We start from the raw sequence: 24142 nt of genomic DNA, 5'->3' as shown, positions 1-24142 counted from the left end.
GTATTATATATGGTGTCATAATGAGTGTGGTTGAATCGGTCGATCCAATTGAATTTACAGAGGCGGCCGCGGCAAAACTAAAGTCTCTAATTGAAGAAGAAGAGAATGCTCGCTTGATGTTACGTGTGTACGTAACGGGTGGCGGTTGTTCTGGCTTTCAATATGGCTTCACCTTTGATGAAGAACATCAAGAGGATGATACAGAAGTGGTTAGAGATGGGGTGACCTTAGTGGTTGACCCATTAAGCTTCCAATATCTAGTGGGTTCAGAAGTCGACTATAAAGAAAATTTAGAAGGTTCTCGTTTTACAGTGCAAAACCCTAATGCAACTTCAACGTGTGGTTGTGGTGCGAGTTTCAGTATTTAAGTAGAGCGGTTGTGATTTGTTAAAAAGGTCTTCACGTAAGTGAAGGCCTTTTTTATGGCTCAAAAATGAAGGGGGCTTGCTCTCGTTAGGCTTTGGTGTACAGGTTGTTGGCTTGTCTAGCTCGCTCTTCATCGCTAATGATGCTGCTGTCGAGCGGTTTATGGTGGCCAATAAATACCAAGCCAATTCGTTGGTCACCCAGTATGGCTGGAGTGAGAACCTTATTTTTTGCTTTCCATATTCTCAAACCATGAATGGCTGGTGGTATGGTGCCTTCCTCTAGTTTGCTTTGATTAACCTGAGCGTAAAGAGGCGATAATTGATCGGCTTCGCCATCTTGGTCTAATAAAATATGGTGATGTGTTACCTGTTGTTCAATAAACTCTGGTGGATAGGGCGTGATGAGCGTAGGTAAGCGGGTCTCTTTTGGCAAGTTATAGAAAAAGCTTGGGACTTCTGGAGAACCTTGGTGAGGTGAAACCATAAGTGTCATTTCGGTGGCAAGGCCATAAGCCGGCTTCACTGGGATGTGAAAAATTAATTGTTTTGCGGGTGGGTGTTGCCGAACTTCAGGTGTGCTGTAACCAGCTTGAGAACTAGGTCTGCTCATGCCAGTTGGCGGAACCTGTAGGAATAATTTCCAATCTTTTTGATCCAAATCCAATTCTTCTGGCGAATACACCTGTAGATTGGATTGAATTAAATACCCTAAAACATGCTCTAGTAGGTTGGCAAAAATACTAGAAGAAGCGGTTAGCGACTCTTTTATATCACTGTCTACATGAATTTCTTTCACTTGGTGGGCGGCACTGCTGAGGTCAACAGAGTCCTTGTTACTTACAAACAGACGTGGCTTGCCTTTGGCAAGAAGTTTCCTGTCAATCTGCTTGGTACTGGCTCTGTTTAATGCCTCGATAAATAGCATGGTGCGGCTCCTTTGATCGCTGTGCAATGTTATCGACCATTTTCAGGAAGAGTTTAGTGGCTGAGGTTATTTTAGAAAAGCTAATAGTGTTATGACTGAAAAGCTATATTAAATGGTGGTTTTAGAAGGGAGTGGATGTTTTGGGTGAGAGAAAGAGCATTTTAGAGGGCGCTTAGCCTACATCCCTGTAGGCGCGGCGAATCTTTGCTTAGCGCAGTAGGTTCGAAAGCTTAGGATTGGGCTCTAAGGCTGCGCGGTAAAAAAGTGCGACCTTGCCGATGACTTGTACCGTTTCGCTTTTCATTACTTTGCTGATTTCTGTAATTAAGGCACTGCGTACATCTCGGTCAGTAATACTGATGCGAACTTTTATTAATTCGTGATCTTCAAGTGCTCTGTCTATTTCGGTTAGTACGGCTTCTGTTAGACCGTTACCAGCGATCATTACGACAGGATTAAGGCTGTGACCGATTAAACGGTACTGCTTTTTTTGGGCGTTTGTCAGACTCATAGTAAATTTTTCTCATCTTAGTTGACCCTCTTTATTGGAGGCTTTAAAGGTTAAGCGATATTATAGCGGAATATTGAATGATTTAGGTATGATGAAAACGTGGCAAGATCAAAAAGTAGTAACAATTGGATGAAGGAACATTTTGACGATCCTTATGTCAAAAAGTCTCAACAAGATGGTTATCGTTCTAGAGCGAGCTATAAGCTAATTGAAATCAATGATAAGGATAAGCTGATTCGCCCTGGAATGAGTGTGGTGGATCTTGGTGCGGCACCTGGTGGCTGGTCGCAAATCGCGGCAAAGTTAATTGGGGATAAGGGTACCATTGTTGCCTCCGACATCTTAGAGATGGCCCCGCTGCCTGGTGTGCGCTTTGTTCAGGGGGACTTTACTGAGCAAGAAGTGTACGAAGCCATTTTGGCGGAGATTGGAGATCAAAAAGCGGATCTTGTAATTTCTGATATGGCCCCCAATATGAGTGGAAACAGTTCTTCGGATCAGCCTCAGGCGATGTATCTGGTGGAACTCGCCTTGGATATGGCGGCTCATGTGTTGCGTCCTGGTGGTAACTTTTTAGTAAAAGTGTTCCAAGGAGAGGGCTTTGAAGAATACTTGAAAGCCATGCGAGAGCAGTTTGGCTCTGTTGTAACGCGAAAACCGGATGCTTCTCGGGCGCGAAGTCGTGAAGTTTACTTATTAGGAAGACAATATAAGGGTTAATGGGTAATGTTCTGGTATGATAGCCAGTAACATTTAAAACTAACCGTTAAGAGGTGTGCTCTTGAACGATATGCTAAAAAATATTCTGTTATGGTTGGTCATTGCGGCGGTACTGTTAACAGTTTTTAACAATTTTAATACCACGTCAGAAACGAACCGAATTTCTTATTCTGAGTTTGTTAAAGAAGTACAAGATGGCCGGATCGCGAAAGTGATTGTTGACGGTTATACCATTAGTGGTACGCGTTCAAATGGTGACAGTTTTGATACCGTTCGCCCTGCTGCGTCCGATCCTAAATTGATGGATGACTTACTTAACAAGAATGTCGTTGTTGAAGGTCGTATGCCAGAACAGCAGAGCATTTGGACTCAGTTGTTGGTGGCGAGCTTTCCTATTCTTCTTATTCTTGCCATTTTTATGTTCTTTATGCGCCAAATGCAAGGCGGTGGCGGTGGTAAAGGCGGTCCGATGTCTTTTGGTAAGTCAAAAGCACGATTGCTGCCAGAGGACCAAATTAAGACAACTTTTGCTGATGTAGCAGGCTGTGATGAGGCTAAAGAAGACACCGAAGAATTGGTGGACTTCCTTCGTGAGCCAAGCAAGTTTCAGCGTCTAGGCGGTAAGATTCCTCGCGGTATCTTAATGTGTGGACCTCCAGGTACGGGTAAAACTCTTTTGGCGAAAGCCATTGCGGGTGAAGCGAAAGTCCCTTTCTTTACCATTTCCGGTTCAGACTTTGTTGAAATGTTTGTGGGTGTGGGTGCGTCTCGTGTTCGTGACATGTTCGAACAAGCGAAGAAGCATGCGCCCTGCATAATCTTTATTGATGAGATTGATGCGGTTGGTCGTAACCGTGGCTCAGGTATGGGCGGTGGTAATGATGAACGTGAACAGACGTTGAACCAACTGTTGGTTGAAATGGATGGTTTTGAAGGTAACGAAGGTATTATCGTAATTGCTGCAACAAACCGTCCTGATGTGTTGGATCCTGCGTTATTGCGTCCGGGCCGTTTTGACCGTCAAGTCACAGTTGGTTTACCTGATATTCGTGGTCGTGAACAGATTTTGAAAGTGCATTTGCGTAAAGTGCCGTGCGATGACGATGTTGAACCAAAAAATATAGCGCGTGGTACACCAGGTTTTTCTGGTGCTGATTTGGCGAACTTGGTCAATGAAGCTGCTCTGTTTGCAGCACGTTCGAATCGTCGTTTGGTGAACATGGAGCAGCTTGAACTCGCTAAGGATAAGATCCTGATGGGAGCAGAGCGTAAGACCATGGTGATGAACAATGAAGAGAAGTTGAATACGGCTTATCACGAAGCAGGTCATACTATTATTGGTTACCTAATGCCTGAACATGACCCGGTTTACAAGGTGTCTATTATTCCTCGTGGTCGTGCTTTGGGTGTGACTATGTACTTGCCTGAAGATGATAAATACAGTGTCAGTAAGCGTGGTTTAGAGAGTCAGGTTTGTAGTCTCTATGGTGGTCGTATTGCCGAAGAGATGATTCATGGTTTTGATGGTGTTTCGACTGGTGCGTCAAACGACATTGAGCGAGCAACCAGTATTGCTCGTAACATGGTGACCAAATGGGGCTTGTCTGAAAAACTTGGGCCTTTTGCTTACGAAGAAGATGATAATTCTGGTGGTTACATCTCTGGTCCGACAGGAAGTAAGGCGAATTACTTCTCCCCTGAGACTGGAAAAGTTATAGACGCAGAAGTGCAAGATATTATTAATCGCTGTTACGAGACGGCAACGAACATCTTGCATGAGAATCGTAGTAAACTGGATGTGATGGCTGAAGCATTGATGCAGTATGAAACCATTGATGCGAAGCAAATTAAAGAAATTATGGATGGTAAAAAACCATCTGCGCCAGAAGGATGGTCAGATCCTAGTGCTGATTCGCCAGACAATGGTGAAGAAAAAACAGCACCAGAAGCGCCTACAGAGGAAGTTGTTGCTGAGGCAAGTGATGTAGACGGAGTATCTGGTGAAGCTTCTCGGCCTGCAGGTGAATAATTTCAAATCATTTTGATATGGATATTTCATGTCGTTAATGTCATTTGGGGACAAGTCGTTAGACTTGTCCCTTCCTCATGTAATGGGCATTCTGAATGTCACACCGGACTCATTTTCGGATGGCGGTGCCTTCAATTCTCTTGACTCCGCGTTACGTCAAAGCGAACGAATGATTTGTGAAGGCGCTAGCATGATCGATGTTGGTGGTGAATCAACGCGACCAGGTGCGGTGCCGGTTTCCTGTCAACAAGAACTAGATCGAGTTATTCCTATTGTTGAAGCCATTAAGTCGCGCTTTGATGTCATTGTGTCGGTAGACACTAGTACGCCTGAGGTGATGCTGCAATCCGCGAATTTGGGAGCTGGGTTGATCAATGATGTTAGGGCATTGGAGCGTGATGGTGCCTTGCAAGCGGCTGCTCAGACTAAGTTGCCAGTGTGCTTGATGCATATGAAGGGCATGCCTCAAACCATGCAAGATCAACCTGATTATCAGTCGGTTGTGTCTGAGGTGTCTGATTATTTATTGACTCGTGTAGCGGCGTGTCAGTCAGTAGGTATTGATTCGGCTAATATTTTACTGGATCCCGGTATTGGTTTTGGTAAAGCGTTACCACACAATTTATTGTTGTTGCAGCATACGGAGTACTTTAAGCGCCTTGGTTTTGAGGTGTTGATTGGCGTGTCTCGTAAAACTATGGTAGGGGACATATTAGGACTTCCAGTCGAGGAGCGCTTATATGGTACTATGGGTGCGAATGCTTCGGCCTATGCACGTGGCGCAAGGATATTTAGGGTTCACGATGTTAGGTCTCATGTCGAAATGTTGACGCTAATGTCACGTATTGAGAGAGAGAAATAATGCGTAAGTATTTTGGTACAGATGGTATTCGTGGCAAGGTTGGTACAACACCGATCACTCCTGAGTTTATGTTAAAGCTGGGTTGGGCTGCAGGTCAGGTATTTAAGGAAAAAGACAAGAAAATATTGATCGGTAAAGATACGCGTATTTCAGGCTATATGTTTGAATCTGCCTTAGAGGCAGGCATTGTTGCAGCCGGTGCTGATGTGCGTTTGGTGGGGCCAATGCCAACGCCCGCTATCGCTTATTTGACACGTACTTTTCGCGCCAGTGCTGGCATTGTGATCAGTGCCTCCCACAATCCTTTTTATGATAATGGCATTAAGTTTTTCTCAGCTGAGGGCGGTAAGGTCTCGGATGAAATTGAAGAGCGCATCGAATATTATTTAGACCAACCAATGGAAGTGGTTGAGTCGAGCTTGATCGGACGAGCTCGTCGTATTGATGATGCTGCAGGGCGTTATATTGAATATTGCAAAGGCACCTTTCCGATTGGTTTGCAGTTGAGCGGTCTTAAAATTGTGGTGGATTGTGCTGATGGCGCTACCTATCATGTCGCGCCTCGTGTATTTTCTGAGTTGGGTGCCGAAGTGATCTCCATTGGTGCCAATCCTGACGGCTTGAATATCAATGAGTTCAGTGGTGCGACCAAGCCGGAACTGTTGCGTAAAAATGTGTTGGCTGAAGATGCGGATATAGGTATTGCCTTAGATGGTGATGGCGATCGTCTGATTCTTGTTGACCGTCACGGTGTAGTACGTGATGGTGATGATATTTTATACATTATTGCCAATCATTTGATGAGCACAGGGCGCTTCAGTGGCGGTGTGGTCGGGACTCTTATGAGTAACTTTGGTTTGGAGTTGGCTTTTTCTGAAACCGGTATTGGCTTTAGTCGAGCGGCGGTTGGAGATCGTTATGTGAATGAAAAACTGGTTCACCACGGTTGGGTTCTGGGTGGCGAGCCATCTGGGCACATTGTCTGTCGATCTATTACGACAACGGGTGACGGTATTGTTGCGGCATTGCAAGTTTTACAGGCGATGGTGGAAGAAGGTAAGGCTTTGGATGAGCTATTGACTGGGCTGGTTAAGTTTCCACAAAAACTGAAAAACATCCGAGTGGCAGAACGTTTTATCCCGAATGAAGAGCCTGCTTTGCAGAAAGCCATTGCGGTGGCAAACGAAAGATTAAATGGTCTAGGGCGTGTGTTGTTACGAGCGTCTGGGACCGAACCCTTGATTCGGGTTATGGTAGAAGGTCGTGATGATGAAACGGTAGATGAATTGGTCGATTATTTGGTAGAAGAAGTTGACGCTGTTGTTGCGGCGAAGCAATCTGCCTAATAAAACACCAACTTAGTGATTGGAATAAAAATAAATACTTGAAACCAACAGAGGCTTTCCATAGAATGAGCGCCTCGAATTTAAGGGCTAGATTATGATTCGACAAAAAATAGTAGCTGGAAACTGGAAGATGAATGGTTCGAAAGCGTCAATTTCGAGCTTGGTTAACGGTCTATTAGAGATGTCAGAATCTAGTGCTGAAGTGGTTGTTACTCCCCCATTTCCTTATCTTTCACAAGTGGCAGATGTTATTGCTCAGCAAAGTGGACTAGTACTGGCTGCGCAAAACCTCAGTCAGTATGAAAAAGGGGCTTATACGGGTGAAGTTTCAACGGCTATGTTGACAGACTTCAAGGTGACTTATGTTCTAGTGGGTCACTCAGAGCGACGTTCTTTGTATGGTGAAACAGACGAAGTGGTTGCTGAAAAAGTGAAGATGGCTTTGTCAGCAGGTTTGAAACCCATTTTGTGTATCGGTGAAACGCTAGAAGAGCGTGAAGCTGAGCAAACTTTGCTTGTTTGTGAGCGTCAAGTTGCCGCGGTGATTGATGTGGTTGGCATTCAAGCGTTTGAGAATATAGTCATTGCTTATGAGCCAGTTTGGGCGATTGGTACTGGGTTATCTGCCAGTGCGCAACAGGCACAAGATGTGCATCAAGCAATTAGAGCCAATTTGGCAAGCTTATCTACACCGGTTTCTGAGAAAGTTCAGATTCTTTATGGTGGTAGTGTAAAGGCCTCAACCAGTGCAGAGTTATTTACCATGCCTGATGTTGATGGTGCCCTTGTGGGTGGCGCATCTTTGGATGCAAAAGAATTTTTAGACATAGTTAAAGCAGCAGGTTAATTGATGGAAGCGCTTATTTTAGTTTTTCATGTTCTCGCCGCAATTGCGATTATTGCATTGGTGTTATTGCAGCAAGGTAAAGGCGCAGACGCTGGTGCTTCATTCGGTGGTGGTGCCTCTCAAACCGTATTTGGAAGTCAGGGTGGCGGTAGCTTCTTCGGTAAGCTAACCGGTGTTTTTGCGTTGGTTTTCTTTATTACCAGTTTTGGATTGGCGTTTTACGCTAGTGAGCAAGCTAAGAGTGTCTCTGGTGCTCTAGATTCTCTGCCTTCAGCCTCTCAAGTATCTGAAGAAACAGTTGAATTGCCTGCTCTAGGTGAGGAGAAGAAAGCGTCATCTGACCTTCCTGTAACGGAATAAGAACGCTTTGATATAAGGTTTTGCCGATGTGGTGGAATTGGTAGACACGCCATCTTGAGGGGGTGGTGGCCTACGGCTGTGCCGGTTCGAGTCCGGCCATCGGCACCAATCTTGAATTGACGTCATATTTTCTGTATGATGTCAGCTATTAATACAGAGTTGTTTGGGACTCTGCTAATAGTCCGGATTGACGGCCTTCTTTTTACGAGAAGGAGGCTTGCAACGATTTGATTGTTGCAAGCACTGAGAGCCCCTTTATGGGGTTTTTTGTTATCTGAACTGCATAAATGGGCCTTGAGCCCGTTTTTTGTTTCTGCGTTTTGCAAACGCGATACTCGGAGAAAGCGATTGTCAGCTAAATTTACGATTTTAGAGGAACTTGTTCGTCCAGTTGTTGAAGGTCTGGAGTTCGAGTTTTGGGGAATGGAGTATTTATCGCAAGGTAAAGACTCTGTGCTGCGTATCTTTATTGAAACAGATGCTGAGAAAGGGATTGATGTTGAAGATTGTGCTCGTGTGAGCCGTCAGGTGAGTTCTATTTTGGATGTTGAAGATCCAATTACAGGTGAGTATCACCTAGAGGTCTCTTCACCAGGCTTGGATCGACCTTTATTTTCTTTGACTCAATATCAAGCATATGTTGGCTCAATTGTGTCTTTACGTTTGCGAGTGCCATTTGATGGGCGTCGTAAGTTTAAAGGACAGTTAGTGGGCGTTGAGAACGACGATATTGTCGTTCGTGTTGATCAAGAAGAATACTTGTTGCCGATTGATTTAATTGATAAAGGCAATATTGTTCCACAATTTTAAAAATTAACCTTGAAGAGAGGCTAAAAGGATGAGCAAAGAAATTCTTTTGGTAGTAGAAGCCGTTTCCAACGAAAAAGATGTTCCGAAACAAGTTATTTTCGAAGCCGTTGAAATTGCTTTAGCGAGTGCTGCCAAGCGTCGTTTTGAAGAAGACGCATTAATTCGAGTGTCTATTGATCAGCGTACTGGTGATTATATGACGTATCGTCAGTGGAACATTGTTGCCGATGAAGATTATTCCAATCCTGCTTTTGAATTAACAATTGATGATTCTGAAGAACAGAACCTAGGTTTAGGCATAGGTGAAGTTTACGAAGAAGAAGTTGAGTCAGAAGAATTTGGGCGTATTGCTGCGCAAACAGCAAAACAGGTCATCGTTCAAAAAGTTCGTGAAGCTGAACGCGCGAAAATGGTTGCCTTGTATGCCGAGAAGGTTGGCAAGCTAGTTCATGGTCAGGTGAAGAAAGTGACTCGTGACAGCTTGATCATTGATCTTGGTGAAAATGCTGAGGCAAGTTTGCCAAAAGATCAGTTGATTGCTCGTGAAAGTTTCCGTATGAATGACCGCATTCGTGCCTTGTTATTGGAAATTCGTGAAGATAATCGTGGTGCACAATTAATTTTGTCACGTAATGATCCAGCCTTTATGGTTGAGTTATTCCGTCTTGAGGTGCCAGAAATTGCGGAAGAAGTGATTGAGATCCGTGGCGCTTCTCGTGATCCAGGTCTACGTGCCAAAATTGCTGTAAAAACCAATGATCGTCGCATTGATCCTATTGGAGCATGTGTTGGTATGCGTGGTGCACGAGTGCAAGCGGTTTCAAATGAAATGAATGGTGAGCGTGTCGATATCGTTCTTTGGGACGATAATCCAGCACAATTGGTTATCAATGCAATGGCGCCTGCTGAAGTGGACTCTATTGTTATTGATGAAGATGCACACTCTATGGATGTGGCGGTGAAAGCTGACAACCTAGCTCAAGCGATTGGCCGTAATGGTCAAAATGTTCGCTTAGCCTCATCTTTGACTGGCTGGTCATTGAATGTGATGACCAGTGAAGACGCAGAAGCGAAACAACAAGAAGAGTCGCAGAAACTTATCGACTTGTTTGTTTCTGGTCTTAATATCGACGACGATTTGGCTATTCAAATGGTTGAAGAGGGATTTGCTTCTTTGGAAGAAGTGGCTTATGTCCCAATGGAAGAAATGTTAGACATCGACGGATTTGATGAAGATTTAGTAAACGAACTTCGCTCACGGGCAAAAGAAGCTCTATTAAATCAAGCTCTTCAAGCAGAAGAGCAGTTGGATGGTGCAAAACCGGCTGAAGACTTGCTGACAATGGAAGGGATGGATAATCACCTTGCCTTGGTACTTGCTTCCATGGGGGTTATCACGATGGAAGACCTTGCCGAACAGTCTGTTGATGAGTTGCTTGACGTTGAAGGTATGACGGAAGAGCGCGCAGCCAGCCTAATTTTGACCGCTCGTGCACCTTGGTTTACTGAATCTGAATAAAATCTGAGTACAAAAGGGGGAACTTAATGACAGTTCAAACCGTAAAGATACTATCCGAACTGGTTAATAAACCAGTCGATAAGCTACTAGCTCAGATGAAAGAGGCTGGTCTTCCGCAAACAAAAGCGGACCAAGAAGTCTCTGAAGTTGAAAAGCAAGTGTTATTGAACTATTTAAAACGTCAGCATGGCGAAGATGAAACGGCTGACAACCAACGCATTACATTGCAGCGTAAGAAAACCAGTACCATTTCTGGTGATGGTGGCAAATCAGTCAATGTGGCTGTGAAGAAAAAACGTACTTACGTAAAGCGTGATGATGTTGACGAAGAGGCGCAAAAGCAGGAAGAATTAGCTAAGCGTCTTGCCGAAGAGCAAGCTCGCGAGCAAGCAGAAGAGCAGGCTCGTCTAGAAGCAGAGCGTAAGCTTGCGGAAGAGACAGTAGCCAAAGCGAAGGCTGAAGCTGAAGAAAAAGCGCGTCAAGAAGCGGAAAAAACCGTTGCCACTAAGGACAATGGCGTGCTAAATGATACGGAGCAAAATGCCTCCGACGTAGGAGCGGCAGAACCCGTGGAAACACCAAAACAGAAAAAAGCGCCAAAGAAGGCTACTCAGCCAGCAATGGACAGTAAAAAGCCAAGTGTTGCCCCTAAAGGCAAGAAAGGCGTTCGTCATGAAAGTGACAAAGAAAAAGATAAGCCTCGTGGTCGTAATAACCCAGACAACAAACGCAGTCGTGTAAACGTTAATGACGGTGATGAGTTTGGTCGTCGCGGCGGTAAGCTTGGTCGTAAGCATAAGAAAGCCACTAAGCAAGAGCACGGCTTCCAGAAGCCAACGGCTAAAATGATTCATGAAGTGGCTTTGCCTGAGAGCATCACCGTTGCTGAATTAGCTGAAAAGATGGCCGTTAAAGGCGCTGAAGTGATCAAGATCATGTTTAAGATGGGGGCGATGGCAACCATTAACCAAACAATTGATCGTGATACGGCGACTTTAGTCGTTGAAGAAATGGGTCATACGGTTAAATACATTGACGAAAATGCCGTGGAAAACGACATGATCGATGCTATCGATTATGAAGGTGAAGCCATTAAGCGTGCCCCAGTGGTTACGGTGATGGGTCACGTTGACCATGGTAAAACGTCTTTATTGGATTACATTCGTACCACACGTGTTGCGGCGGCGGAATCTGGTGGCATTACTCAGCATATCGGTGCCTATCATGTTGAAACACCACATGGAATGGTCAGCTTTCTAGATACACCTGGACACGCGGCCTTTACCTCTATGCGTGCTCGTGGTGCTAAAGCAACTGATATTGTTATCTTGGTTTGTGCGGCAGACGATGGTGTTATGCCACAAACCATTGAGGCCATTCAGCATGCTCGTGCAGCGGAAGTGCCTATGGTTGTTGCCATCACTAAGGTCGATAAAGAAGGTGCGGACATTGAGCGCGTGAAGAACGAGCTTGTTGCACAAGAAGTCGTTCCAGAAGAATGGGGCGGTGATATCCAATTCGTTGGTGTATCGGCTAAATCAGGTGAAGGTATTGAAGCACTTCTAGAAGCGGTATTGTTACAAGCTGAAGTACTTGAATTAAGCGCTGTTCCAAGTGCACCTGGTAAGGGTGTTGTTGTGGAAGCACGTTTGGACCGTGGTCGTGGTTCTGTTGCGACATTATTGGTGCAAAACGGTACCTTACGCAAAGGTGATATCGTCCTAGCTGGTCTTCAAATGGGTCGCGTACGCGCCTTGTTAGATGAAAATGGCAAAGCGATTGATGATGCTGGTCCTTCCATTCCTGTTGAGATCCTAGGTCTTGATGGTACGCCTGATGCGGGTGAAGAGTTCATCGTTGTTGCTGATGAGCGTAAAGCTCGTGAAGTGGCTAACTTCCGCCAAGGTAAATACCGTGAAGTACGTTTTGCTCGTCAGCATTCTGCGAAGCTTGAGAACCTGTTCTCTGAAATGGGTAAAGACGAAGTTCGTACTTTGAATGTGGTACTAAAAGCCGATGTTCGAGGTTCTTTAGAAGCCTTGATCAAATCTCTAACCGATTTGAATACTGACGAAGTAAAAGTGAACATCGTTTCTAGTGGTGTCGGTGGTATTACGGAAACAGATGCGACTTTGGCCTTAGCTTCAGAAGCGGTTATTTTTGGTTTTAACGTACGTGCCGATACGTCAGCGAAGCAATTCATTGAACGTGAAAGCATTGATCTACGTTACTACAGTGTCATCTACAACATCATCGACGATGTGAAACAAGCCCTTTCAGGCATGTTGACACCGGATCTACGTGAAGAAATTCAAGGTACTGCTGAAGTACGTGATGTCTTCCGTTCGCCTAAGTTTGGCTTGATCGCAGGTTGTATGGTTATCGAAGGTACGGTTTACCGTAATAAGCAGATCCGTGTCTTGCGTGATGATGTGGTGATCTACGAAGGTGAACTTGAGTCACTTCGTCGCTTCAAAGATGCGGTTAATGAAGTTAGCCGTGGTATGGAATGTGGTATCGGTGTGAAGAACTACACTGATGTCAAAGTAGGCGATAAGATCGAGGTTTTTGAAACCATCGAAGTTGCGCGTACGCTTTAATAGGACAAAATCATGGCAGGCGAATTTAGTCGTACTAGTCGGATTGGTGACCAGCTCCAAAAGGAGCTGGCGTCCTTGATCCAGTTTGAAGTAAAAGATCCTCGTTTAGGCTTGGTGACCATAAATGAAGTTCGCGTTGCCAAAGACCTTGGTTACGCGGATGTTTATTACACTGTTCTGGGAAAAGATGATCAGCCTGAAGTCATTGCTGAAAATCAAGCCGCACTCGACAGCGCAAAAGGTTTTTTGCGTCGTCGTTTGTCGCAAGAAGTGAAATTGCGGGTGATGCCGCATCTACGTTTTCACTATGACCAAAGTGTGTTGAATGGTACCCGTATGTCAGCTTTGATTGACGAAGCAATTCGTGATGATCAAAGTAAAAGCGGTAACGAAGACGAGTAATTAGGTTATATGTCTAAAACGAAATGGCGTTCAGTAGACGGTATCGTCTTGCTGAACAAGCCGATCGGCTTGAGCTCCAACCAAGCTCTACAACGTGTTCGTCGCTTATATCGAGCGGCGAAAGCGGGCCACACCGGTGCACTTGACCCATTAGCAACGGGGATGTTACCCCTTTGTCTTGGTGAGGCCACCAAATTCTCTCAATTCTTGTTAGATGCAGATAAGCGTTATATCACTTGTATTCAGTTGGGGAAACGAACCACAACGGGGGACAAAGAAGGTGATGTACTGACTGATGAGTCTGTTCCATTGCTTGCTGATGCTGACCTAGAATCCATACTCGATCAATTTCGTGGTGATATTGAGCAGGTGCCGCCTATGTATTCTGCCTTGAAGCATGAAGGCAAACCTCTTTATGAGTATGCGCGAAAAGGGATTGTCATTGAGCGTAAACGTCGTCAGGTGAGAATTTCAAATCTGACCTTGATTTCTCGCACCGCGGATACTTTAACCTTGGATGTGCAGTGTTCAAAAGGCACCTATATTCGCACCATTGGTGAAGATATTGGTGAAGCATTAGGGTGTGGCGCGCATTTGCATTCGCTGCACCGTGTTTCAACTGCAGGTTACTCGCCAGATGATATGATGAGTTTGGAAGAGTTTGAGGCACTGGCGCAACAAGGTGAAGATCAACTTGATGCAAAATTAATGTCAATGGATACTGCCGTTGCGCATTTAGATCAGGTAGAATTGTCGCCATTGCTAGCGAGAGAAATGGTGTTTGGCCGTCGTGTCGAAAATCATACAGAATTAGCGTTAGACAGCTTGGTTCGCTTATATGATCAAGGTGAAAATCGCTTTTTGGGTCTAGGGGTGATAAAAGATCATTTTATTAAGCCTCAACGACTTATAAATACCAGTGAGTTAGCAAACAATTAGTGTTAAACTAACTCGCGTAGGGTAACTGAAAATATGCTCGGCTATCCTTTATTTTTAATCGCATATTATTATTCGGAGATAAGATTATGGCATTGTCTGCAGAATCTAAAGCAGCATTGGTTAAAGAGTTTCAAGTAGCGGAAGGCGACACTGGTTCACCTGAAGTTCAAGTAGCATTGTTGACTAAGAACATCGAAGGTCTACAAGGTCACTTTAAAGCTCATATCCATGACCATCATTCTCGTCGTGGTCTAATTCGCATGGTAAACCAACGTCGTAAATTGTTGGATTACCTTAAGCGTAAAGACGCAGCGCGTTACACAAGCTTGATCAAAAAGCTAGGTCTACGTCGCTAAGACTGAAGAAGGGCCATAAATTATTATGGCCCTTTTTTTATTGGTCTCCCAAGGGCAGCCTGTACTTCATATATGCTTTATAGAGAATTCAGAGCATATATGAGTACTGGCTTAAAAAGATGATCTTTGGGAGAAAGTAATTTTTTTAATGAAAAGGAATACCAGTGAGTATTACGACAAAAACTTTCCAGTTCGGTAATGATACCGTTACTCTTGAAACTGGCCGCATCGCTCGTCAAGCGACTGGTGCTGTATTATGTACAATTGGTGATGCGCAAGTATTGGCAACCGTGGTTGGTGCGAAAAGCGCCGCGCCGGGTCAAGGTTTCTTCCCATTATCTGTTCACTATCAAGAGCGTGCCTACGCTGTCGGTAAAATTCCAGGTGGTTTTTTAAAGCGTGAAGGTCGTCCTTCTGAAAAAGAAACGCTAACTTCTCGTTTGATCGACCGTCCGATTCGTCCTTTGTTTCCGAAAGGTTTCATGAACGAAGTTCAGGTTGTTTGTACTGTTATGTCTACCAACACAAACTTGGATGCGGACATTGCTGCTATGTTGGCAACGTCTGCTGCTTTGACCATTTCTGGTATCCCGTTCAACGGCCCAATTGGTGCCGCTCGTGTTGGATTCAATGATGAGTCTGGTTATGTTCTAAATCCAAGTTACTCTGAGCTAGAATCTTCTCTACTAGACATGGTTGTTGCGGGTACGAAAGACGCTGTATTAATGGTTGAGTCTGAAGCGCAAGAGCTAACAGAAGACGAAATGCTAGGTGCGGTTTTGTTCGCACACAAAGAAATGCAAGCAGCGATCAGTGCTATTACTGAATTTGCAGCGGAAGCGGGTAAACCACGCTGGGAATGGCAACCAGAAGCCGCCAATGTTTCTCTACAAGAAGCGGTTGAATCTGGTTACGCAGCGCAAATTGAAGACGCATACGGTATTAGCGAGAAAATGGCTCGCTACGCTCAGCTTGGTCAAGTGCGTGATGCTGCAGTTGCGGCTTTGGTAACTGAAGAAGGTGAATTCACAGAAGCGGATGTAACGTCTGTATTTTCGAAACTAGAAAAACGTATTGTTCGTCGTCGTGTTATTGATGGCAAGCCACGTATTGATGGTCGTGACAACAAGACAGTTCGTCCAATCAATGTTGAAGTTGGTTTGTTGAGCAAAACTCACGGTTCTTCTTTGTTTACTCGTGGTGAAACTCAGGCGATTGCAACTTGTACTTTGGGCACAAGCCGCGATTCACAAATGACAGATGGTCTAACAGGCGAAGGTAAAGACAGCTTCATGCTTCATTACAACTTCCCTCCATACTCTGTTGGTGAATGTGGTCGTATGGGTGGTGTTGGTCGTCGTGAAATTGGTCATGGTCGTCTGGCTCGCCGTGGTGTTCAAGCGGTATTGCCGACAGAAGAAGAATTCCCATACACAATTCGTATCGTATCTGAGATCACAGAATCAAACGGTTCAAGCTCAATGGCTTCTGTTTGTGGTGCGTCTTTATCAATGATGGACGCGGGTGTTCCTCTTAAAGCGCCAGTTGCTGGTATTGCCATGGGTCTTATTAAAGAAGACGATGGTTTTGCTGTCTTGACTGACATTCTTGGTGATGAAGATCACCTAGGTGATATGGACTTTAAAGTAGCGGGTACTGAAGAAGGTATTACAGCGCTGCAAATGGACATTAAGATCGAAGGCATCAATGAAGAAATCATGGACATTGCCTTAAGCCAAGCGCTTGAAGCTCGTGCTCATATTCTTCGTGAAATGGCGAAAACCATTGGTTATGCACGTCCTGAAGTGTCTCCAAATGCGCCTTCTATGGCGACGATCAAAATTGATCCTGAGAAAATTCGTGATGTTATCGGTAAAGGTGGTGCAACGATTCGTTCTATTACAGAACAAACAGGCGCTTCTATCGACCTTGATGATGACGGTACGGTACGTATCTATGCTGCAGATAAAGCTGCTTCTGATGCTGCGCTACTGAAAATTCATGAAATTACAGCCGAAGCAGAAGTCGATAAACTTTACAAAGGTAAGGTGGTTCGCCTTGCTGAGTTTGGTGCTTTTGTTAACATCTTGCCTGGTAAAGATGGCTTGGTGCATATTTCTCAGATCGCTGAAGAGCGTATCCGTGCGGTAACCGATTTCCTAGCGGAAGATCAAGAAGTCATCGTTAAAGTTCTAGATGTTGATGCTCGTGGCCGTATCAAACTGTCTATGAAAGATGTAACGGAAGAAGAGAAAGCCGCCTTTACTGAATAATTTCAGTTTAGGTTTAGGGTTGAAAAAAGGTGCTTTAAGCACCTTTTTTGTTTTTAATCAGGACAGATGGGCTAGAATAATACGATATTGGGTCGTCTCATTATTCTGTTGTGTGTTTCGTCGTATAAGGAAAAAGTCATGAAACTAAAATTAGTCAGTGTGTTGGCAGCCAGCATGGTTTTGGTTGCTTGTAGCAAAGATGTAGTGAATACGCCTGAAGTGGCGGTTCCTAGTTGTGTGTTTGCGGATGGTTCTAATCAAGCCGCGCCTGATTGGGTATGCGGTGCACCAGTGGATGGTGTGGCTTTATCTGCTGTTGGTTACAGTGAAAAGTCAGCGGCTGGGCCAAATTACATGAAACAAATGGCGGCCACGTCTGCTCGAGTTGAATTGGCTCAAATATTGAGTGTTGACCTTCAAAACATGGTTAAACAGTACGTTGAAACCACTGGTGCAGCCGACGCTGAAACGGTTGATCGTGTGAACAGTGTTGTGACCAAGCAAGTGACAGAGCAGCAACTTGTTGGTTCTCGTGTGATTCGTCAAATGCCAACGCCTACTGGCGGTCTAGTGGTTTTAGTTGGGCTTGATCCTTCTCAGGTGGAAGGGGTAGCAGAAAGTATTTTGCGCACGTCGATGAAGAGCGAAGCGGCGTTGTATCAGAAGCTAGAAGCCGAGAAAAGCTTTGAAGAATTAGCATCTGAGATTGCCAAGCGTCACGCTAATTAATCTTTTTCTCTCGTTTCTATCGCTGCCATAACAAGATGTCCGTTGTGGCAGCGTTTCTATTATTATCTCGTCAACTTGACCCTTTTATTGCTTAAACATATTTTGCTTAAATATGACCTTCTTCATCAAAGATCGGAGTTGGCTTTTTATCTTTATCCACCGCCACAAAATTAAAATGCCCAGTAATGGCCTTGGTGCGTTTATCACTGTGCAGCTCCTCAAGAAAAATAGATACTTCGACTTTAAGAGAAGTTCGACCCACATGAACGACACGAGCCACAAGCTCAACTAAAATACCGGAAGGGATAGGCTGCTTGAAATCGACCTGTTCTGTCGAGATGGTCACCATGGATTTACGGGAAAAGCGGGTAGCCGCGATGTAAGCGACTTCATCCATCCATTGTAATGCGATACCACCAAAGAGCGTGTCGTAGTGATTGGTCGTACCAGGAAATACCATTTTGGCCACACGAGTTTCGGAGATTTCTTCACGCTTCTGAATGAGTAGTTTGTTCATGTATTTTAAACCTTTTAAAGCAATTATTTGGTTAAGCATTATTATACTGATAAGCGGCTGTGATAGTCGTTTTAAAGCAGAATTGCTGTTGTCTGATTATGTCCAAGATCTGGATCGATCTCAGTTAATTGAGATTGATGCTCCAGCAATAGTAATGCCAACTGGTTTCCCCCAAGCACGTTATCGACGAAATACCTTGTCGGAATTTGATGTCAGCTTGATAGATTTTTTATCCTTGCAGCGCTGTGATATCGGTATTGTTGCGGGTAGGAAAAACAGTATTCTTGGGCGGGTGATGCTAGATAGTCAACGCTTCTTATATGAAATCGACATTGTGCGTGCCATTGAATCTTGTTCGATTGATGACTCCGCTTTAGAGAAAGAATTAATGGCGGTTGCTCAGCAAAAGCGCATAGAGCTACCTAAAGCCTTTGGGAATGCCATTTTTAATGGCGACGAAAGTGAGGCTTTCTTTAGCTTATCGAATGGCTTCTTGCCATTAAATTATTCTACGGCAAAGCAGCAGTCTTTATTAAATGCCTTGACTCGTTTTGTGAAGATTGGAAGCGATGTTGAAGCCTTGCCTGTTATTCAAAGTGATGTCTTCGAACAGGATTTAAAACACTTGATGGACAGTGAGTATGCTGGACGCTTGTTGTTTAGTCTGATGTACATTCGTCGCTACTTAGATCAAGTAACGGCTCAGGTCTCTCAATTAAGTGAGAAGGACTGTGGAGCGCCTGTAAATTATCTAAAGCAACAATTTGAAGTGCATTATGTTAAACAAGTACAGCCTTACATGGGGCGCCTTAGTCAGTCAGCCTATCAGGTTTTGCCGTTGCTTAATGAATTGGTCGAATTGTCTCATCTGACGCCGGAAATGCGGGTGTTTTTTAAGCAGTATGATATGACATCAGATCAAAGTGAATGGCAACAATATCAAATAGCTTCGCAACGTCATGCAAAAGCCTGGAGTGCCTTATTTCATGTGTGTGGAATGGGCGTTGGTGGTCAGTCTAATTAAGCTAAATCTGGGTGTTAATTTGATTTTCTAAGCTTTCAACGAGATCGTATTCGAATGGTGTTCCTTCTGCCAATGGTTCCTGATTGAGTGCTTTTAGTAGAGCAATGTTGGCCACAGGGTTATGACTTATACCTTGGGAGAAGTGCATTGGGCGTGTGATGGCGTGGGCTTGATGTTGATTCAAACGGTCTTTGGCATTTATCAGAGAAGGGCCAGGTTGACTGAATAAACTCATCATCAGAGCAAAATGGGCACTGCCTGATACAGACTTTCCTGCCAAGCTACTCTGGGTGACCTGAGTTTCAACAATTTCTCTTATGCTCATTAACATACCTATTGTTCGGTGATGTTATGAGTATCGGCATGGTAGGATTTTTCTTAACTAGAATAATGAATTATTAACAACGGCTTGCTAGAAGAGAGGAAAAGTTGGAATATCTTGTTCTGATTGTAATTTTTTGTACTAAGCCGTCCATTTTTAATACATTTTATGGCTGAAATTACTTAAGCATCGTACTATAAGATCTTGTAGATTCATTATTTTTTAGATTTTTAGTTACGTTTGTACCAAGGGAAGAAGTGGCCGATTTGATCAAGCGGCAGGGCATAATGCATGCATGACATTAATGAGCTGATAGACAATGTTCGCCATAACGAAGAAATTGCGCGCAAGTTTTTTGAAATCGAGCGCTGTATTTTATCGATTGGACGTTGTGATCAGTTTGTGTCGACCCTGACAAAAGAAGTGCAAAAACAATTTAACGTACCTTACGTTTGGGTGAACCTTATTAATGAGGCGCCTTTATCACACCTCATCGAAAGCCTTGAAAAACTGCCTGATTTAAGAGATAGAGTCCTGTTTACCCGTCGCAGTGCTATGATAGATATCATCAAGTCGAGTAATAAAACGGTATTGGTGAATTCCAATCTCAGTTTTTGTCGTGAAATCATCCCGAGCATCTATCGTGATATTATTGCTTCTGTGGCGATATCACCGTTGACCATTGATGGTGAATTGGTTGGTCTGTTTTGCCAAGCAGACTCAGATCTGAGTCGCTATGATGCGAGTACCAAGGATACGTTTTTACTGGATCAATTGGCGATTAAAATCTCCATTTGTCTCAGTAATGTAACGGCCCGAGAGAAGCTTGAATATTTAGCCACCCGTGACCCTTTAACTGGCTTATTAAACCGTCGTCAGTTAGAGCTAATGTTGGATCGAGAATTTTCTCGCTCTAAGCAACAAAAGCGCGACCTCACCGTGGTATTTATTGATTGTGATGCCTTCAAATCCATCAATGATACCCTTGGCCATAACTGCGGGGATGAGGTATTAGAATACATTGCCAAGCGTTTGTTAAAATACGTCCATAAACAAGGGTTGGCATTTCGCTTTGCAGGGGATGAATTTGTTTTCGTTATGCCGGGAAAAACGTACGATCAGGCAATTCAAGTGGCTGAGTCCATTCAAGATTATCTACAATCCAATCCATTAAGGTATAAATCTAACCTAGTTCCTATTACTATTAGTTACGGCGGAGCGAGTGTTGTCTCCGACGCGCCAAGTAACTACAAACATCTGTTAAAAGTGGCAGATGAGCGCCTCTACGACTATAAAAATAACCGTAAAAGACTCGTGCCTACGAAGGTCTTTAAATTTCTAAATAAGCTAAGATAATTTTGTAATTTTATTACATTATGTTCTGCTGGTATTGAAAGATTCGGTGTTTTTTGCCTGTATTTTGTTGTAAAATTTCAAAAAAATGAATTTAGGGTTCACATATGTCCCATGCTTTAATTGCCGACCTTGGTGGCACAAACGCACGATTTGCTTTGGTGCCAATACACCAATTTGAGCCACTTGAAGTCAAAGTACTTCCTTGTAAAAACTATGAGACTTTTTTTGATGCGGCGGCGGATTATGTTGATCACTGTAGTGTTGATTTAAAAGACATAGACGCTGTGGTGTTGGCCATTGCCGGACCAGTGAATCAAGATGTCATACGCTTTACGAATAACCCTTGGCATTTTACACGTGAAGAAGTACAGAATTACTTTGGTGTGGATAAGCAAGTCGCCTTATTAAATGATTTTGATGCGATAGGCCATTGTCTCGAAGTGTTGCCGGAAACCGATAAAGTGGTGTTGGGAGACGTGAGTCAAGTCGATCCAACCGCTGCAAGCTGGGTAATTGGTGCTGGAACAGGGTTAGGGGTGGCTTGTATTGTCCCTCAGGATAATGGACCCAATATCGTGTTACCTGGAGAAGGTGGTCATGTAGATCTATCGACTTGCAATGAAGTCGAAGACGATATTATCGTTTTCTTGCGTAAACGTCATAAACGAGTATCAGCAGAGCGAGTGCTGTCTGGTATGGGCTTAGAAAATATTTATGAAGCCTTAGCCGCTCGACACGGTATTGAGAAGCGTCTGTCAGCGCCTGAAATTGGTGAGGCATTAAAAGCTGGTAATGATCCGATTGCCAAGGCTACTTTAGAGCAGTTTTTTGTGTTTTTAGGGCGAGTCATTGGTAACCTTGTATTGTCTGTTGAAGCGCGAGGCGGTGTGTATATTGCTGGCGGTATTGTGCCTCGCTACTTAAAGGAAATATTGTGCAGTGGCTTTAGAGAAGCTATGCAAGACAAGGGTCGTATGAAAGAGTTTGTTTCACCGATTCCGACTTTTGTTGTGATGTCTGAATACCCAGGGCTGATGGGATGTGCTTGCTACGCTTCCTATCTTGTGTCGAAAGCCTAGATTAGTTGGAGATAAAAGAATGAAGGTCAGTTTAAAAGCCTGTGATGTCGTAATTTTTGGTGGCGGTGGTGACCTTGCCATGCGTAAGTTGTTGCCTGCACTGTATCATCTGGATATGGACGGTTTGCTGGCACCCAGTACTCGAATCATTGGTGCTTCGAGGCGAGAAGTAAGTGATGCCGACTATCAATCTAAAGTTCGTGAAGCGCTAAATGAATTTGTGCCATCCAGTGTTGGTGATGATACTGTTTGGCCGCGCTTCAAAGAGCGTCTGAGTTATGTTTCTGTTGATGCTCAACAAGAATCTGATTTTGCTCGCTTAAATGACCATAAAGTCGGTGGCGATGACCGAGATGTGGTTTTCTACCTGGCGACTTCACCAGACCTGTTTGGCTCTATCTGTTCTTCTTTGGCGTCACATGGTCTGAATGAAGACCGCATGCGTGTTGTACTAGAGAAACCGCTTGGTCGTGACCTTGCGTCATCTCGTGCGATTAACGACGAAGTGATGAAGAATTTTAAAGAGCAACAAGCTTTCCGAATCGATCACTATCTTGGCAAAGAGACGGTTCAAAACCTATTGGCCATTCGCTTTGGCAACACCTTATTCGAACCTCTTTGGGACAGTGCACACATTGATAATGTGCAAATTACGGTTTCAGAAACCGTTGGCGTAGAGGGACGTTGGGGCTATTACGATAAAGCGGGCGCCATGCGTGATATGGTACAAAACCATCTCATTCAATTGTTGTGTTTGGTTGCTATGGAACCTCCAGGACGCATGGACTCAGATTCTGTGCGTGATGAAAAGATTAAGGTGTTAAAGGCGTTGCGTCCTATTGTTGGGGCGAATGCGTACACTAAGACGGTTCGTGGCCAGTATGCCAAAGGCATGATTAAAGGCAAAGATGTGCAAGGTTACTTTGATGAAGAGGGAAGTAACCCTGATTCACGTACAGAAACCTTTGTCGCTTTGCGTGCAGACATTGATAACTGGCGTTGGGCTGGTGTGCCATTCTACCTAAGAACAGGTAAGCGTTTAGGTCAGCGTTATTCTGAGATTGTGATCCAATATAAAGCGGTTCCACATAGTATTTTCAGTGACGAGAGTAATCGCCAACTGCAGCGTAACCAATTGGTGATTCGTCTGCAGCCGGAAGAGAAAATCTCTTTAACTGTGATGAATAAGGTCCCAGGCGCGAGTGAAGGAATGAATCTACAGCCAGTGGATTTGAACTTAAGTCTAACAGAGGCGTTCAATGATAAGCGTAGTCCGGAAGCTTACGAGCGTTTGTTGTTGGATGTGATGCGTAATGATGCGACCTTGTTCATGCGTTATGACGAAGTAGAAGCCGCTTGGAAATGGGTAGATGGCATTATGTCAGCTTGGAGTCAGACCAGTGAGCGTCCGAAAGAGTACGCTTCTGGTTCTTGGGGGCCTGCGGCGTCCATGGCTTTACCGATTAAAGACGGTCGTAACTGGCACGATTATTAAGTTGTATTGACCTAGTTAGCTCAGTCAATAAACACTCAGTCGATAAAAGGAAAATAACATGACTCAAACGTATACTGCAGAACAGGTGATGACGGCAACGCCTGTTGTTCCTGTGATTGTCGTTGATGATGTCGAGCAAGCTGTGTCATTGGGTAAGGCATTGGTTGCCGGTGGTGTTCCTGTATTAGAGGTCACACTACGTACACCAGCCGCACTAGAGGCGATTACGGCGTTGCGAAAAGAAGTGCCTGATGCCATCGTTGGTGCCGGTACTGTGTGTTCTCGTGAGCAATATTTACAAGCTATTGAGGCGGGTTCTCAGTTTATTATTAGCCCTGGAATGACGGCTGATTTATTGGCGGTGGGAAAAGAGTACGATGTGCCTTACTTGCCAGCAGCGGCGACCATTTCTGATGTGTTGTTGGGCATGGAATACGGTTATGACCGTTTTAAGTTTTTCCCTGCGGAAGTGAATGGTGGTGTTAAAGCGCTGAAAGCCTTCGGTGGCCCGTTACCACAAATCAAGTTCTGTCCAACAGGTGGCATTGGTGCAAACAACTTTCGTGACTATTTAGCGCTGGATAATGTGTTGTGTGTCGGTGGTTCTTGGATTGTACCGACAGATTTAGTGCGTGCGGGTAAATGGGATGAGATTACCGAGTTAGCAAAATCGGTTGCTTAATAACTTCTGTCTGATGTCCTTAAAAAAGGGAAGGCACCGCATGGTACCTTCCCTTTTTTGTTGCCTACTGC

24 protein-coding genes and 1 tRNA gene are annotated in these 24142 nt (G+C 44.3%); 21 read left to right on the top strand and 4 right to left on the bottom strand.

Annotated elements, in window-relative coordinates; all coding sequences use genetic code 11:
• The first annotated feature begins 20 nt into the window (after positions 1-20).
• A complete protein-coding gene (gene erpA / locus MAR181_RS14535; RefSeq protein ID WP_013797356.1) occupies positions 21-368 on the top strand; it encodes an iron-sulfur cluster insertion protein ErpA in 348 nt (115 codons plus the stop codon).
• An 85-nt stretch (positions 369-453) separates the two neighbouring features.
• On the opposite strand, the gene MAR181_RS14530 is transcribed toward erpA, so the two are convergent.
• Both MAR181_RS14530 and MAR181_RS14525 read right to left on the bottom strand, forming a co-directional pair.
• Positions 454-1293 (bottom strand): hypothetical protein, encoded by an 840-nt coding sequence (locus MAR181_RS14530; RefSeq protein WP_013797355.1) that lies wholly within the window; start codon positions 1291-1293, stop codon positions 454-456.
• Between the two features lie 208 nt (positions 1294-1501).
• Entirely contained in the window at positions 1502-1804 is a 303-nt protein-coding gene (locus MAR181_RS14525; RefSeq protein ID WP_013797354.1) for a YhbY family RNA-binding protein, read from the bottom strand.
• Positions 1805-1903: 99 nt separating this feature from the next.
• On the opposite strand from MAR181_RS14525, the gene rlmE reads away from it, so the two are divergent.
• The 15 genes from rlmE (at position 1904) to MAR181_RS14450 (ending at position 17596) form a co-directional block, all read left to right on the top strand.
• Positions 1904-2524: a 23S rRNA (uridine(2552)-2'-O)-methyltransferase RlmE gene (gene rlmE / locus MAR181_RS14520; RefSeq protein WP_013797353.1), complete on the top strand. Its 621-nt coding sequence runs from the start codon at positions 1904-1906 to the stop codon at positions 2522-2524.
• A gap of 61 nt (positions 2525-2585) precedes the next feature.
• Entirely contained in the window at positions 2586-4553 is a 1968-nt protein-coding gene (gene ftsH / locus MAR181_RS14515; protein ID WP_013797352.1) for an ATP-dependent zinc metalloprotease FtsH, read from the top strand.
• Between the two features lie 28 nt (positions 4554-4581).
• Positions 4582-5415 carry a dihydropteroate synthase gene (folP, locus tag MAR181_RS14510; protein ID WP_013797351.1) on the top strand — a complete coding sequence of 278 codons (834 nt, stop codon included), beginning with the start codon at positions 4582-4584 and terminating at the stop codon, positions 5413-5415.
• Positions 5415-6761 (top strand): phosphoglucosamine mutase, encoded by a 1347-nt coding sequence (gene glmM / locus MAR181_RS14505; RefSeq protein WP_013797350.1) that lies wholly within the window; start codon positions 5415-5417, stop codon positions 6759-6761. The genes folP and glmM overlap by 1 nt, the downstream gene beginning before the upstream one ends.
• A 94-nt stretch (positions 6762-6855) precedes the next feature.
• Positions 6856-7608, top strand: coding sequence for a triose-phosphate isomerase (gene tpiA / locus MAR181_RS14500; protein ID WP_013797349.1), 753 nt, complete (start codon positions 6856-6858; stop codon positions 7606-7608).
• A gap of 3 nt (positions 7609-7611) precedes the next feature.
• Positions 7612-7968, top strand: a complete 357-nt coding sequence (gene secG, locus MAR181_RS14495; protein ID WP_013797348.1) for a preprotein translocase subunit SecG — start codon at positions 7612-7614, stop codon at positions 7966-7968.
• Positions 7969-7990: 22 nt separating this feature from the next.
• Positions 7991-8076: transfer RNA gene (locus tag MAR181_RS14490), tRNA-Leu, on the top strand.
• 240 nt (positions 8077-8316) lie between these two features.
• A complete protein-coding gene (rimP, locus tag MAR181_RS14485) occupies positions 8317-8778 on the top strand; it encodes a ribosome maturation factor RimP (RefSeq protein ID WP_013797347.1) in 462 nt (153 codons plus the stop codon).
• Positions 8779-8806: 28 nt separating this feature from the next.
• Positions 8807-10297 carry a transcription termination factor NusA gene (nusA, locus tag MAR181_RS14480; protein ID WP_013797346.1) on the top strand — a complete coding sequence of 497 codons (1491 nt, stop codon included), beginning with the start codon at positions 8807-8809 and terminating at the stop codon, positions 10295-10297.
• 26 nt (positions 10298-10323) lie between these two features.
• The gene (gene infB / locus MAR181_RS14475; RefSeq protein ID WP_013797345.1) at positions 10324-12897 is read left to right on the top strand and encodes a translation initiation factor IF-2; all 2574 of its coding nucleotides are present in this window, start codon (positions 10324-10326) and stop codon (positions 12895-12897) included.
• Positions 12898-12909: 12 nt separating this feature from the next.
• Positions 12910-13299 carry a 30S ribosome-binding factor RbfA gene (rbfA, locus tag MAR181_RS14470; protein WP_013797344.1) on the top strand — a complete coding sequence of 130 codons (390 nt, stop codon included), beginning with the start codon at positions 12910-12912 and terminating at the stop codon, positions 13297-13299.
• Positions 13300-13308: 9 nt separating this feature from the next.
• Positions 13309-14238 carry a tRNA pseudouridine(55) synthase TruB gene (gene truB, locus MAR181_RS14465; protein WP_013797343.1) on the top strand — a complete coding sequence of 310 codons (930 nt, stop codon included), beginning with the start codon at positions 13309-13311 and terminating at the stop codon, positions 14236-14238.
• Between the two features lie 86 nt (positions 14239-14324).
• Positions 14325-14594 carry a 30S ribosomal protein S15 gene (gene rpsO / locus MAR181_RS14460; protein WP_012068748.1) on the top strand — a complete coding sequence of 90 codons (270 nt, stop codon included), beginning with the start codon at positions 14325-14327 and terminating at the stop codon, positions 14592-14594.
• 164 nt (positions 14595-14758) lie between these two features.
• Positions 14759-16867 (top strand): polyribonucleotide nucleotidyltransferase, encoded by a 2109-nt coding sequence (gene pnp / locus MAR181_RS14455; protein ID WP_013797342.1) that lies wholly within the window; start codon positions 14759-14761, stop codon positions 16865-16867.
• Positions 16868-17005: 138 nt separating this feature from the next.
• Positions 17006-17596 carry an LPP20 family lipoprotein gene (locus MAR181_RS14450; protein ID WP_013797341.1) on the top strand — a complete coding sequence of 197 codons (591 nt, stop codon included), beginning with the start codon at positions 17006-17008 and terminating at the stop codon, positions 17594-17596.
• Between the two features lie 106 nt (positions 17597-17702).
• Here the strand turns inward: MAR181_RS14450 and MAR181_RS14445 are convergent, their stop codons facing one another.
• Positions 17703-18113 (bottom strand): acyl-CoA thioesterase, encoded by a 411-nt coding sequence (locus tag MAR181_RS14445; RefSeq protein ID WP_013797340.1) that lies wholly within the window; start codon positions 18111-18113, stop codon positions 17703-17705.
• On the opposite strand from MAR181_RS14445, the gene MAR181_RS14440 reads away from it, so the two are divergent.
• Positions 18112-19137, top strand: a complete 1026-nt coding sequence (locus MAR181_RS14440; protein ID WP_013797339.1) for a DUF3080 family protein — start codon at positions 18112-18114, stop codon at positions 19135-19137. The genes MAR181_RS14445 and MAR181_RS14440 overlap by 2 nt on opposite strands.
• Before the next feature lies 1 nt (position 19138).
• On the opposite strand, the gene MAR181_RS14435 is transcribed toward MAR181_RS14440, so the two are convergent.
• Positions 19139-19462, bottom strand: coding sequence for a hypothetical protein (locus MAR181_RS14435; protein ID WP_013797338.1), 324 nt, complete (start codon positions 19460-19462; stop codon positions 19139-19141).
• 288 nt (positions 19463-19750) lie between these two features.
• On the opposite strand from MAR181_RS14435, the gene MAR181_RS14430 reads away from it, so the two are divergent.
• From MAR181_RS14430 to MAR181_RS14415, 4 genes are all read left to right on the top strand, one after another.
• Entirely contained in the window at positions 19751-20815 is a 1065-nt protein-coding gene (locus MAR181_RS14430; RefSeq protein ID WP_013797337.1) for a GGDEF domain-containing protein, read from the top strand.
• 104 nt (positions 20816-20919) lie between these two features.
• Positions 20920-21894: a glucokinase gene (gene glk / locus MAR181_RS14425; protein WP_013797336.1), complete on the top strand. Its 975-nt coding sequence runs from the start codon at positions 20920-20922 to the stop codon at positions 21892-21894.
• Between the two features lie 19 nt (positions 21895-21913).
• Positions 21914-23389 carry a glucose-6-phosphate dehydrogenase gene (zwf, locus tag MAR181_RS14420; protein ID WP_013797335.1) on the top strand — a complete coding sequence of 492 codons (1476 nt, stop codon included), beginning with the start codon at positions 21914-21916 and terminating at the stop codon, positions 23387-23389.
• A gap of 58 nt (positions 23390-23447) precedes the next feature.
• Positions 23448-24071 carry a bifunctional 4-hydroxy-2-oxoglutarate aldolase/2-dehydro-3-deoxy-phosphogluconate aldolase gene (locus MAR181_RS14415; protein ID WP_013797334.1) on the top strand — a complete coding sequence of 208 codons (624 nt, stop codon included), beginning with the start codon at positions 23448-23450 and terminating at the stop codon, positions 24069-24071.
• The last annotated feature ends 71 nt before the right edge of the window (positions 24072-24142 follow it).

Origin of the sequence: Marinomonas posidonica IVIA-Po-181 (assembly GCF_000214215.1) — a bacterium.
Taxonomy (GTDB): Bacteria; Pseudomonadota; Gammaproteobacteria; order Pseudomonadales; family Marinomonadaceae; genus Marinomonas; species Marinomonas posidonica.
The sequence above is the reverse complement of the archived record's forward strand: the minus strand, read 5'-3'. Positions and strand labels throughout refer to the sequence as shown.